The organism is Pseudarthrobacter sp. PvP004, from assembly GCF_017876035.1.
In the GTDB taxonomy this organism is placed as follows: domain Bacteria; phylum Actinomycetota; class Actinomycetes; order Actinomycetales; family Micrococcaceae; genus Arthrobacter; species Arthrobacter aurescens_A.
This window is the reverse complement of record NZ_JAGINL010000001.1, coordinates 4,938,680-4,950,572: the sequence shown is the minus strand read 5'-3', so window position 1 is coordinate 4,950,572 and position 11,893 is coordinate 4,938,680. Positions and strand designations below refer to the sequence as shown.

The window sequence follows — 11,893 nt, the reverse complement described above, 5'->3', positions numbered from 1 at the left end:
GACAACAGCCGAACAGTAGCCTTGGGACCTGCGAGCGCCGTCTGACGAGCAGCCTCGGAGTCTTCTTCGGCTTCCAGTTGGGCTGCGAATCGGGTGAGGACATCGGCCAACGGACAACCGCTGGTCTCGGCGATGTCCAAGCACGCGGCCAATTCCATCCAGACGCGACGCTCAGAACTTTGGCGTGGCGAATAGACCTTTGCGGCCGCGCCACGGATGGCTTCTGCAGGAGAGTTTCCCACGGTGGACGCTGCCCGCGCTGCCGCAAGTACTTCCAGCGACCCACGGGACAACCCGGCGTTCCCTTTCTCCGGTGCCGCACCCGCCCCCGTGCCCGCGCCCGCTGCCGCACCCGCACCACTGGCCGTGATGTGCGGTGAACCATGGACAAGCCACAGCTCTTCCCACAACCGGGAAGTTCCCCGTCCTCCGCGCAGGAGTGCCGCGAGCTGTTGCACCAGCACCACAAGCGACAACGGCTCAATCCGGTGTCGCCGATGTGAACGTCCAGGCCACACTCCCACAAGAGCTTGGGTGCCTCTCATCCGGCCCGTCGGCTCCCCTAGATTCGTCCGAAGACGTCGGCTGCTGTCCCGATGGCCGCTTAATTGCAGCCAGGCTGCGAGCGCCACAAGAAGGACAAAGACACCTGTCACGGGGCGACCCCGTTGCTGTGCCTTCCCATTGGAAGTAACCCGGGGCCAACTGTCGGCTCACCTGCCGGCGCTTCCCTTTCCTGGGGCGCCTCGTCCACCTCAAACGGTTCCAGAGCAAGCCGGGAGGCGAGTTCGGGCCATGCTGGTCCATATGTCATTCCTGACACGCTCCAGCTAAGGGCAGGAACCACTTTCTGGCCCTCCCGAATATCGGTCACTACACCGATGGATGCCACTTTCCGTCCCGCCGAGGTTCTGTCCACGTGAATCACGACGTCCAGCGCACTGGAGACCTGCAACCGCACGGCTTCGGCGCTGAGGCCTGCCAAGGCGCCGAGAGCCACCAATCGCGCCGGCACAGCCGCGGCAGTGTTGGCGTGGATCGTGCCACCGCCGCCCGTGTGGCCAGTGTTGAGTGCGGTCAGCAATTCGCGGACTTCAGCGCCACGGCATTCTCCTACGATCAGTCTGTCGGGCCGCATCCGCAGGGCTTGCCGAACCAGCTCTCCCAGGTCCAGTGCCCCTCCTCCCTCCAGGTTTCCGTGTCGCGACTCCAGCGTCACTACATGCGGATGGACGGGGTTGAGTTCGGCGGCGTCCTCTATGAGCACTAAGCGCTCCGCCGGATGGCTCAACCCGAGCATGGTGGAGAGCAGGGTGGTCTTCCCTGAGCCCGTAGCACCGCTGATGAGGAAGCTCAGTTTGCACGCCATGATGGCCCGGAGAATCGACTCGACATGCTCCGGGAACATGCCACTTTCCCTCAACTCGGCGAGAGTGAATACCTCCTCCCGGCGGATACGGATGGACAGCAGGGTCCCTGCTGTCGATATGGGCGCGAGGACTGCGTGCACCCGATAGCCGCCGTTGAGTCGGACATCCACGCAGGGGGAACCGTCGTCCAATCGCCTGCCTCCGGCCGAAACCAAGCGGGTGGCCAGCGACCTGATCTGCTGCTCAGATTCGAAGTGAACAGATGCACGTTCCAAGCCATTCCCGCGGTCCAACCAGACCGAGTCGGGGCCGTTGACAAAGATGTCAGTGACGGAAGGATCCTGGGCGAGCTGCTGGAGGGGTCCCAGTCCGTTCAGTTCCGCGTTGATGGTTTCCGCAGCCTCCAACGCTCCGGCGGTACCCAGTAATCTGCCGCTGGCCTGTACTGCCGCTGCGACGGTAGACGGTGTTACGGGTCCGCTCCCTGCGAGTACTGATTCCCGCACCGTCTCAAGAAGGAGAGCGTCCAGCCTGTGGCCCTGAGTGCGGCGGGTTCTCTCGGCGAAGCGGCTCATTGGGTGGTGCCGTTCAGCTCAAGCACAGAACTTGCGAAACGGCGGACTGGTTTCCGGCGTCCCAGTTCCAGCAATCGTCCAAGTTCGGTCCCGGCCGCCACGCCGCGCATCTCGGGAAGAACGCCCAGCAGCGGCAATCCCAGTGTCTCGGCGATCAGCGGCGCATCCACGGACGTGGTGCCGGTTCCGCGGACCAGGAGTCCGGCATCAACGGGCGGGAGTTCGTTGAGGACGCGCGCTGCTGCTACCGCGGATTTGAGGCGGGCCATGGTCAGCAGCAGAATCCTGTCGCAGTCCCATGCGAGCGTCCCGAGTCCCTCCCCACTGCGTCCGATGTCCACCAGGATGAGTTCGAAGCTCCGGCGTGCGGCGTCAACCACGGCAGCTACGGCGTCAGCCGCTGGAATCTGGACCGATTCGCGGGTTCCGGGCCACGACAGGTAGGCGAAGCCGCCAGCCATGGGCAGCGAATCCCGGAATTGGGACGGATCAATGCTGCCGCGGGTTTCGGCGAAGTCCGGCCACCGGAGTCCAGGAATCTCGTCAGCCGTAACTGCGAGTTCAAGACCTCCACCCCAGCGGTCACCGTCGATGAGGACGGTGCTGACGCCATGCCCGGCCGCAGCTTGGGCAAGCCAGATTGCCGTGGTGGTAGCTCCTGCCCCGCCGCTGCCTCCGATGATCCCCATGACCGCGCCTCCGGGGTCAGGGGAACCGGACATGCTGAGGTGTTCGGCCAGCCAGGCGGCGGCCTCGGGCAGGACAGCCACCCGCTCAGCCCCCAGCGCCGCGGCTAAACGCCATAACCCATCACTTTCAGAGGCTTTGCCGAGCAACACTGTGGGAGCCCTCCGCCTCGGCGGCAGCTCACGAATATCGCTGCCCACCAAAACGACATCGGCGGTATCCCACCCATGGACGGCGTCCGCCACGTCCAGAGCCGTTCTCAGGCTTCCGCCTGCAGCGGCGACTATCCGCTTGGCCTCCTCCTGAAGGTAGGGGTCGCCGGAAACGAGCAAGATCCCAACGGCATCACGTGGCACCCAGGATCCGTCCGCGTCCCCTTGAACTGCTCCCTTGGTGCTCTGCCTGTGTTGCTTGCTGCCTTGCCTATGCCGACGATCTCGCTTGCTCATGGCATCCACACTGTTCGAGTCGGCCGGGCAAGATAAGGCACGGATTCCCCTATGTGCACAACACGCGGTGCCGGCGTAGCTGTGGAGGAACAGTCGCTCCACGCCAAAGCCACGCCGCAGAGGCCACAACAACGCCGGCGCATCACACCACGCCTCCGCACAGGGCAGAATGGACACCATGTATTTGCTGCTCGCCGCTCACCAGGACGGCGCAGCCATACAAAGGATCTCCCCCGCCGGAAAAGCTACCGCTGACGCCCGCGTCGTTACGCGCGGTGAGTTGCCCGGCGTCGTGCGCGACCTCGAAGTCCAGCGGCCCCGCTGGGTGTGGCACCGCGCCCAAGATTGGTGTTCCGAACTGCTGACCCATGGCATAGAGCTGGAGCGTTGCCACGACCTGGCGCTATGCGGGGCTATTCTGGCCCACTCGGAATTCACGGCCCACACGGACTATGCCAAGCATGCCGTCAAGCTCACGCAGGACGACGACTCAACACCGCCCCGTGTCCTCCAGCCACCGCCACCGCCCGCGGATCAAGGCGCGCTCTTCGAGGACCTTGCACCGTCGAATCCCAAAGCGGGGCTGGCTGAACTCAGGGAGGAATTCGCGGCCCAGCAGCACGCGGTTTCACAAGTCACAACAGAACATCAGCAAAGGCAACGCCTTCAGCTGCTCCTCGCTGCCGAATCGGCCTGCGCCATCATCGCCGTCGAGATGCAACACGCGGGCGTCCCTTGGCGCGAAGAGCTGCATCAACAGATCCTTGCCGATGTCCTGGGTCCCAGGCCGCCGCTCGGGCATCGGCCACCGGCGTTGGAGGCTCTCTGCGCCGAGCTCAGAAACATCCTCAACTCCCCCAGCCTGAATCCGGACTCCCCGCAGGACCTCATGCGTGCTTTGCACCGCAACGGGATCGAGGTGAAAAGCACCCGGCAATGGGAGCTTCAGGAGTCGAAGCACCCGGCAATCCAGCCGCTGCTCGCCTACAAGAAGCTCTCCCGCCTGCACACCGCCAACGGTTGGTCCTGGTTGGACGCATGGGTCCGTGATGGTCGGTTCCATCCCGAGTATGTGGTGGGTGGGGTGGTGTCCGGCCGTTGGGCTTCGCGGGGCGGCGGGGCACTGCAGATCCCGCGCAACATCCGGGCAGCGGTCCACGCGGATCCGGGTCACAAGCTCATTGTCGCCGATGCCTCGCAGCTGGAGCCGAGGGTCCTCGTGGCACTGGCCCAGGACACGAAAATGGCAGAGGCAGCACGCGACAAGGACCTGTACGCCGGTATCGCAGCCCAAGGTTTTGGCGGTGACCGCGCCAAGGCAAAGATCGCGTTGCTGGGCGCTATCTACGGCGCTACGACGGGCGAGTCGGGCCGGCTCATGCCTCAGCTGACGCGCACTTACCCACGCGCCGTCGGATTCGTGGAACAGGCAGCTCGTGAGGGCGAAGCGGGCCGCACAGTAACCACTCGGCTGGGCAGAAGCAGCCCGCCGCCGTCGGCGGGCTGGCTGCGGAGCCAGCAATCCACCACCGCCGAAGAACAACGGCGCGCCGATAATCTGGCCCGGTCGCGGGGCCGGTTCACGCGCAACTTCGTGGTCCAAGGCTCGGCTGCTGAGTGGGCGGCATGCTGGCTTGCGGAATTACGACGTCGGCTCCGTGCCTTGCGCGCCGAAGGCTCAGCTGCCGGGGAACTCGTCTTCTTCCTGCACGACGAAGTGATGGTTCACGCTCCCGATGACGCCGTGGACGCCTGCATCAGCGCCATCGAAGAAGCGGCGACAGCGGCGAAGGAACTCATGTTCGGGCGGATACCAGTGGAGTTTCCGGTGAGTGTGGCCGTCGTCGATTCCTATGACAAGGCGAAGTAGCCGGAACATAGCCGGAAGCGGCGGGACTATCCAGTCACATCTCGCCATATGAGCCGGGATGACCCGCCAATGACCGGTACCGCCAAGTAACTTTTGAATGGTCCCTGGTTCTGGATACTTTCGCTATGTGGATAGTTTTGTCGGTCCACATAGTGTGCAGGGACGCATTAAGGGGGAAGCATTTTCGATGGCTGGCAGGTTTGAAATTCTCAAGGACAACGACGAAGGATACCGGTTCCGCCTCACGGCGGCCGACGGAACCCTCGTGGCCGAATCACCCACATTTACACACCTCGAGGGCGTGATTGCCGGGATCAACGCCGTGCGGGAAAACGCCGCAACAGGACTGATCGTGGACCGTTCGACGGCGGCGCGCAAGGCGGCATAGGCGCTCCCCAACGCGGCGTACCAGTGAGGCAAAGAACCAGTGAGGCAAGGACCCGACTAAAGGTCGATGTCTCAAAGGTCGATGTCGCGCAGCTTGTCCTTGTCCCAAGGTACGGTCCAGCCCAATTCGTCGAAGAGGCCGCTAAGGACCATCCCCGTGAAGCCCCACACCAGCACTCCATTTACGGTGAAGCCCGGGCTTGTGTATGTGCGGCCGAACCGCGAAATGGTGGCAGTGACACGGTTGACGGGATCCAGAAGGTCGCGAACCGGCACTCTAAAGACCTGCGCAGATTCGGCGTAGTCCACTACGCGCACCGGTGACGGGGCATCCCACCATGCCAGCACCGGCGTCACACGGAAGTTGCTCCGGATGAGCCCGAGTTCCGGGATGACTCCGAGAACCCGGACACCGCCAGCATCCAGGCCGGTTTCTTCCACGGCTTCACGAAGCGCCGCGGCCACCACAGACTCGTCTTCGGGGTCCACGCTGCCGCCCGGGAACGCTACCTGACCCGGATGGTCATCAAGGGTGTGTGCCCGTTCCAGCAACAAGACATCGAGGTCCGCCGGCGCGATAGGACGCCCGGATTCGGCAGGGACGTTGTCCAGCACGCCGAAAAGCATGAGGACCGCCGCAGCCCGGTTGGTTTCGGGGGTGACGGGAAGCTTCTCCCAGAGGGCCGAGTGCTGCTGCTGACCGTCTTCAAAGCGGGTTACCAGTGCGGACAGTTCCTCCAGCGCGGTCACCCGGGCCTCCTTTGCGATTCCATGCGGATCTCCGCTGCCCTGTGCGTCTCGGCCAGGAGCTGTTCCAGCAAAGCTTCGTTTCCCGGCGCGAGCTCATACTTCAGCAGCTTGGCCGCCTTGACGGGGTCCGTCTCGCCCTCGCCGTAGCTCGGGCAGAGGCTCGCCACCGGACAAGCACCGCAGGCAGGCTTCCTGGAATGGCAGACCCTCCGCCCATGGAACACCACTCGGTGGGAGAGCATGGTCCAGTCCCGGGGTTCAAATAAGTCGGCGACGTCGAACTCGATCTTCACCGGATCGTCCGAAGCCGTCCACCCAAAACGGCGGGCAAGCCGGCCGAAATGCGTATCCACCGTGATCCCGGGAACGCCGAACGCATTGCCCAAAACCACGTTCGCGGTCTTGCGCCCGACGCCCGGGAGCGTCACCAGGTCTTCAAGACGTCCAGGGACCACGCCGTCGAACTCATCCACAAGCCGTGTGCTGAGTGCCAGGACGTTCCGCGCCTTAGCCCTGAAGAAGCCCGCCGGCTGGAGTATTGTCTCCAACTCGAGGGGATCCGCCTCAGCCATGGCGCGGGCATCCGGGTAGCGGGCAAACAGGATCTTGGTGACCTGGTTGACCAGCACATCAGTGGTTTGGGCCGACAGGACCGTGGCCACCACCAGCTCAAAAGGGTTCCTGAAATCAAGCTCCGCATGAGCGTAGGGGTACTTTTCAGCGAGAACCCTGTTGATTTTGCGCGCCCGGCGTTTGAGCGCGAGCAGCGAACCAGCTTCAGCGATGGCCACGGCGTCCCTGCCTAGCCGCGTTCGATGTTGCTGAGCTCCCGAAGAACCCCGACCTTGCCGTCGGTGTCCTGGACCAGGAATTCATGGCCGCGGTCTTCCAGCGCCAAGACCCATCCACCGGGTTCGATGGTGAAGGCGGGAGCTCCGCTGTGCTCGTCATAGGCAGTCCGGGGCTGGGCGACGGCGAACCAGAAGGCCTCATACTGGGGCGAATCGGATTCTTCCGGACGGCTGGCCGGGTCCACGGTAGCGCCGATCGAGTCGCTGACCCTCCGTGTGTCACCGGAAACTATGGGCGTTGCCATGGTGGCAGCCCACGGCTGTTGGGCCGCGGCAGCCGGCTGCGCAGCGTGCTGAGTGGTGGCGGGCTGTGCAGCGTGCTGCGTGGTGGCCGGTTCGGTTGCAGAACTCGGGGCGTCCTTTGCCCCCGATTCTTCAGCGGGCTCGGCCCGCTCAGGGGAAGGCACGGCGGGTGAGGCACCTGCACCCGAAGGCGCAGGAGCGGTTTCACGACCAGCGATCGCAGCACCAGCGGTCGCAGGGCCCGCAGTTTCAGGGGCAGCGGTGTCGGCAGGCTTGGCGTCAGCTGAATGCACGACGGCGGGTGCTTCGGTTGCCGGCGACGGCGTGGTTCCGTAGCTGGCCGGCGGAGCGAAGGGGCTGGCGCCTGCAACGGCACCCGCACCGGTTGCGGCACCGGCACCTGCGGGGCCACCCGCACCGGGAGCACCAGTGGAGGCTGCTACCGCAGCTGTACCAGGAACATGCGCGCCCGGAGCCTGAGCGGCAGGAACGTGAGCGGCCGGAGCCTGGTATCCGTGCGTCGCCCCTTGGAATCCGGGCGTTGAACCGGCTGTGTCGGATGGCTTCGGCGTTTTGGGGGCCTTAGGTTCTTTGGGAGCAGCCGGTTTGCGGCTGGGCACAGCTGCCTCGCGCGCAACATTGTGCGCGGGCGTTTCAGCACGGCCCTTGAAATCGGCGGAAAGCCACGGAAGATGCGGGGCCAGGACCGTCGCGGCCAGCAGGCCTACAGAACCGACCAAACCCAACAGGACGCTGCCATTGAACGAGTTGGCAATGGTGAGGAAGAACAGAGGGAAGGCGAACGAGGCCGTGACGGACGCGAACTGGTCAACGGACAGCGAGCCAATACGGATGACCGTCCCCGGCTGCAGCCTGCGGGCAACGAAGAGTGCCACCACAACCAGCGGCAGCAGGATTCCCAGCAGCAGGAAGAACAGGTTTCCAAGGTTCCAGAGGTTGTAAAGTTCCCCGAACATCGGCAGAAGCGAGGCCACGAACATCAGGAGCGTGGAGCCGAAAACAGTAAGGTCCCGGATGGTGAAAGGCCCGGCGACAGCGTCATACCTACCAGCGTCGTTCATGGATGCGTCGTTCATGACAGGAGCTCCGGACGTACCCGGCGCAGGCTTCCCGGCAGCGGTACCACCCGCAGCTGCAGCCGTTCCAGCCGCGGTGTCCGGTCCCGTCGGCAATGAGTCGTGCGGGCCTGGGCTCAGCTGGTTCATCTATTTCTCCTTCGTACGGCGGCGTCTTGGACAGTCCGGCCCGGTGACCTCCGCGGGATTCCGCCGAGAACCGGACACGCCAGAAGTGCGTCCCAAGACTTATTCAGCCTATGCCACCCCACTGACAGGGTTCTAGCTGAAAACGGCCTTACAGCTTCGCCCACAGCAAACTCCAAGGTTCCTTACAGAGATGGCCCGCGGTCGCCACCCCCGCAGCGGCTGGCGCGGGCCGCCGTCGTCGTCATGTAAACGGTTCCTAGCCGCCCCGGACGCCATTCGTCGCTAAATCCGCGCCGCTCGCTGCCGGCTTTGTGACGACGCACACGTAGGACCTCTCAAAGCGATAGTGTTGATGGCGGACAGCACTCTGCGGACCTTTCGGGGAACGCGCTCGACGCCGACGACGGCCCGGGCGGGGACCTTGTGGCAGGATCCGCGCAGCAAAGATCGATGAATGATGAGGTTCACCATGTCCCAGGACACCACCGGATCCACGGCCACCGCTGCAGCTTCAACGGCTCAGAACGGTCAGGCCCCACACGTCGAGGCGCTTGAAAACCTCCTCCACGAGAACCGCAAATTCGCACCGTCGGCGGAGTTTGCCGCCAATGCGGTGACGAGTGCTGACGCCTATGCAGAGGCGGAGGCGGACCGTCCCGCGTTCTGGGCCAAGCAAGCCCGTGAGCTGCTGACGTGGGATAAGGACTTCACCGAGGCCCTTGACTGGTCCAACCCGCCGTTCGCCAAGTGGTTCGTGGGCGGCGAGATCAACGCTGCGTACAACGCGCTGGACCGGCACGTGGAGAACGGCCTGGGCGACCGTGTTGCCATCTACTTCGAAGGCGAACCCGGCGACACCCGCACCTACACCTATGCCGAGCTGACCGAAGAGGTCAAGAAAGCCGCCAACGCCTTCGAAACCCTCGGTGTCGCCAAGGGCGACCGCGTGGCCGTGTACCTGCCCATGATCCCCGAAGCCGTCATCACGCTCCTTGCCTGCGCCAGGATCGGCGCCGTGCACTCGGTGGTGTTTGGTGGCTTCTCCGCGGACGCGCTGCGTTCCCGGATCGAGGACGCCGAGGCCAAGCTAGTTGTCACGGCTGATGGCACGTACCGCCGCGGCAAGCCCAGCGCCCTGAAGCCCGCGGTGGACGAAGCCCTCTCGAAAGAAGGCCACACCGTCCAGAACGTGGTCGTAGTCAAGCGCAACGGCGAGGACGTCAACTGGGTGGAAGGCCGCGACCTCTGGTGGTCCGACACCGTGGACAAGGCATCAACCGAGCACACCGCCGTCGGGCATGACTCCGAGCACCCGCTGTTCATCCTCTACACCTCCGGCACCACCGGCAAGCCCAAGGGCATCCTGCACACCACCGGCGGCTACCTCACCCAGGGCGCCTACACCCACAAAGCCGTGTTCGACCTCCATCCCGAAACGGACGTGTACTGGTGCACCGCCGACGTCGGATGGGTCACCGGCCACTCCTACGTCACCTACGCACCGCTCATCAACGGCGCCACCCAGGTCATGTACGAAGGCACCCCGGATTCCCCCCACCAGGGCCGCTGGTGGGAAATCGTGGAGAAGTACAAGGTCTCCATCCTCTACACCGCGCCCACTGCGATCCGGACGTTCATGAAGTGGGGCCGGGACATCCCGGACAAGTATGACCTCTCCTCCATCCGCGTCCTCGGCTCGGTGGGCGAATCCATCAACCCCGAAGCGTGGATGTGGTACCGGGACGTCATCGGCGCCAACGCCGGTAAGAACGGCGAAAAGAAAGACAACCCCGCCCCGATCGTGGACACCTGGTGGCAGACCGAAACCGGCGCGCAGATGATCGCCCCGCTGCCCGGCGTCACGGCCACCAAGCCCGGCTCGGCGCAGGTTCCGCTGCCAGGCATCGCCGTGGACGTGGTGGACGAAGCCGGCCAGTCCGTGGCCAACGGCGAAGGCGGTTACCTGGTGGTCCGCGAACCGTGGCCCTCCATGCTGCGCGGTATCTGGGGCGACCCGGAGCGGTTCAAGGACACCTACTGGTCCAGGTTCGAGGCCATGTACTTCGCCGGCGACGGTGCCAAGAAGGACGAAGACGGCGACGTCTGGCTCCTGGGCCGCGTGGACGACGTCATGAACGTCTCAGGCCACCGCCTCTCCACCACCGAAATCGAGTCCGCGCTGGTCAGCCACCCGTCCGTCGCTGAAGCGGCAGTGGTGGGTGCCGCTGACGAGACCACCGGACAGGCCGTCGTGGCGTTCGTCATCCTCCGCGGTGACGCCGTGAACAACGGCGACGAAACCGTGCTGGCACTGAGAAACCACGTGGGCAAGGAAATCGGGCCGATCGCCAAGCCCAAGCAGCTGCTGATCGTTCCGGAACTGCCCAAGACCCGCTCGGGCAAGATCGTCCGCCGCCTCCTCAAGGACATCGCTGAAGGCCGCGACACCGGCGACGCCACCACCCTGGCCGACCCCGGTATCATGACGCAGATCGCGGAATCACTCCGTAAGTAAGCAATTCACGACGGCGCCGCTCACCTCCCGAGGCGAGCGGCGTCGTCGTGCGTTTAAGCAGTTGGGCGACGCCGCCGCGCTTTGCCTGCCGTGCTCTGGAAGCCTCCCGCCCTAGACTGGTGCCAGACTCAGCCCCATGTTTGACGAGGTTCCCCAGAAAGGCCCTGATGCTTCAGGCAGCACGCCACTCCGCCATCATCGACGCCGTCCAGCGCGAACGCGTAGTGCGGGTCTCGGACCTCGCGCAATTGCTGGGGGTCTCCCCCATGACCGTACGCCGCGACATCGAAGCGCTCGAGGAAGCCGGCCGCGTTGAGCGCATTCACGGCGGAGCCAAGCTTCCCGGCGATGCGAGCACCCACGAACCCGGCTTCGAACTGAAGTCCACGCAACTGACTGCGGAGAAGCACGCCATTGCGGTGGAAGCCGCGTCGCTGGTCCAGGAAGGCATGGCAATAGGCCTGGGCGCCGGCACCACTACGTGGGCGTTGGCGAAGGAACTCGTCAATGGTCCACGCATCACTGTGGTCACCAACTCGGTGCGCATCGCAGATCTTTTCCACCATGGCTCCTCATCAGGCCCGGCACGCTTCGGATCCACGGTGATCCTGATCGGTGGCGAACGGACACCGTCGGACGCGCTGGTGGGGCCGATAGCTACGTCCTCGCTGAAGCAACTCCACCTGGACGTGCTGTTCCTGGGAGTCCACGGCATGGATGCGCACGCCGGTTTCACCACCCCCAACCTGCTTGAAGCCGAAACCAACCGCGCTTTCATGTCGTCCGCCCGGAGCACCGTTATCCTGGCCGACCACAGCAAGTGGGGCGTGGTGGGCATTGCGTCGATCACCCGTTTGGAAGAGGTTGACGAGCTGATCACGGACTCGCTCCTGGGCGAGGATGCCCGCCGCGTACTGGCCGAGAATGTTGCCAAGCTGCGGATCGCGGAGGCGTAACCCAAGTAGCTCGC

Annotated in this window: 9 protein-coding genes and 1 pseudogene; 4 read left to right on the top strand and 6 right to left on the bottom strand. The window is 64.6% G+C overall.

From position 1 onward, the window contains the following. The 3 genes and pseudogenes from J3A64_RS22700 to ssd all read right to left on the bottom strand — a co-directional run. A pseudogene (locus J3A64_RS22700) lies at positions 1-545 on the bottom strand (hypothetical protein); the annotation flags it as partial. A 107-nt stretch (positions 546-652) separates the two neighbouring features. Then, the gene (locus J3A64_RS22695; RefSeq protein ID WP_210066020.1) at positions 653-1,945 is read right to left on the bottom strand and encodes a TadA family conjugal transfer-associated ATPase; all 1,293 of its coding nucleotides are present in this window, start codon (positions 1,943-1,945) and stop codon (positions 653-655) included. Continuing rightward, positions 1,942-3,081, bottom strand: a complete 1,140-nt coding sequence (gene ssd / locus J3A64_RS22690; protein WP_286176449.1) for a septum site-determining protein Ssd — start codon at positions 3,079-3,081, stop codon at positions 1,942-1,944. Before ssd ends, J3A64_RS22695 begins: the two co-directional genes overlap by 4 nt. A gap of 178 nt (positions 3,082-3,259) precedes the next feature. Between ssd and J3A64_RS22685 the strand changes: the two genes are divergently transcribed. Together J3A64_RS22685 and J3A64_RS22680 are read left to right on the top strand one after the other, a co-directional pair. Continuing rightward, positions 3,260-4,951, top strand: coding sequence for a bifunctional 3'-5' exonuclease/DNA polymerase (locus tag J3A64_RS22685; protein ID WP_210066284.1), 1,692 nt, complete (start codon positions 3,260-3,262; stop codon positions 4,949-4,951). Between the two features lie 187 nt (positions 4,952-5,138). Continuing rightward, the gene (locus J3A64_RS22680; RefSeq protein WP_187329898.1) at positions 5,139-5,339 is read left to right on the top strand and encodes a DUF1508 domain-containing protein; all 201 of its coding nucleotides are present in this window, start codon (positions 5,139-5,141) and stop codon (positions 5,337-5,339) included. A 71-nt stretch (positions 5,340-5,410) separates the two neighbouring features. On the opposite strand, the gene J3A64_RS22675 is transcribed toward J3A64_RS22680, so the two are convergent. From J3A64_RS22675 to J3A64_RS22665, 3 genes are read right to left on the bottom strand one after another with little or no spacing between them, the layout of a single operon-like run. Then, positions 5,411-6,088, bottom strand: a complete 678-nt coding sequence (locus J3A64_RS22675; protein ID WP_014922685.1) for a CoA pyrophosphatase — start codon at positions 6,086-6,088, stop codon at positions 5,411-5,413. Further along, positions 6,085-6,879 carry an endonuclease III gene (gene nth / locus J3A64_RS22670; RefSeq protein ID WP_210066016.1) on the bottom strand — a complete coding sequence of 265 codons (795 nt, stop codon included), beginning with the start codon at positions 6,877-6,879 and terminating at the stop codon, positions 6,085-6,087. Before nth ends, J3A64_RS22675 begins: the two co-directional genes overlap by 4 nt. Before the next feature lie 11 nt (positions 6,880-6,890). Further along, entirely contained in the window at positions 6,891-8,408 is a 1,518-nt protein-coding gene (locus J3A64_RS22665; protein WP_210066014.1) for a hypothetical protein, read from the bottom strand. Positions 8,409-8,877: 469 nt separating this feature from the next. Between J3A64_RS22665 and acs the strand changes: the two genes are divergently transcribed. Next, positions 8,878-10,923 carry an acetate--CoA ligase gene (gene acs / locus J3A64_RS22660; protein ID WP_210066282.1) on the top strand — a complete coding sequence of 682 codons (2,046 nt, stop codon included), beginning with the start codon at positions 8,878-8,880 and terminating at the stop codon, positions 10,921-10,923. A gap of 167 nt (positions 10,924-11,090) precedes the next feature. Then, positions 11,091-11,879, top strand: coding sequence for a DeoR/GlpR family DNA-binding transcription regulator (locus tag J3A64_RS22655; protein WP_011775976.1), 789 nt, complete (start codon positions 11,091-11,093; stop codon positions 11,877-11,879). Positions 11,880-11,893: the final 14 nt, after the last annotated feature.

Coding starts and splice junctions, on each gene's coding strand:
- J3A64_RS22695 (WP_210066020.1), bottom strand. CDS start 1,945: ATGAGCCGCTTCGCCGAGAGAACCCGCCGCACTCAGGGCCACAGGCTG.
- ssd (WP_286176449.1), bottom strand. CDS start 3,081: ATGAGCAAGCGAGATCGTCGGCATAGGCAAGGCAGCAAGCAACACAGG.
- J3A64_RS22685 (WP_210066284.1), top strand. CDS start 3,260: ATGTATTTGCTGCTCGCCGCTCACCAGGACGGCGCAGCCATACAAAGG.
- J3A64_RS22680 (WP_187329898.1), top strand. CDS start 5,139: ATGGCTGGCAGGTTTGAAATTCTCAAGGACAACGACGAAGGATACCGG.
- J3A64_RS22665 (WP_210066014.1), bottom strand. CDS start 8,408: ATGAACCAGCTGAGCCCAGGCCCGCACGACTCATTGCCGACGGGACCG.
- acs (WP_210066282.1), top strand. CDS start 8,878: ATGTCCCAGGACACCACCGGATCCACGGCCACCGCTGCAGCTTCAACG.
- J3A64_RS22655 (WP_011775976.1), top strand. CDS start 11,091: ATGCTTCAGGCAGCACGCCACTCCGCCATCATCGACGCCGTCCAGCGC.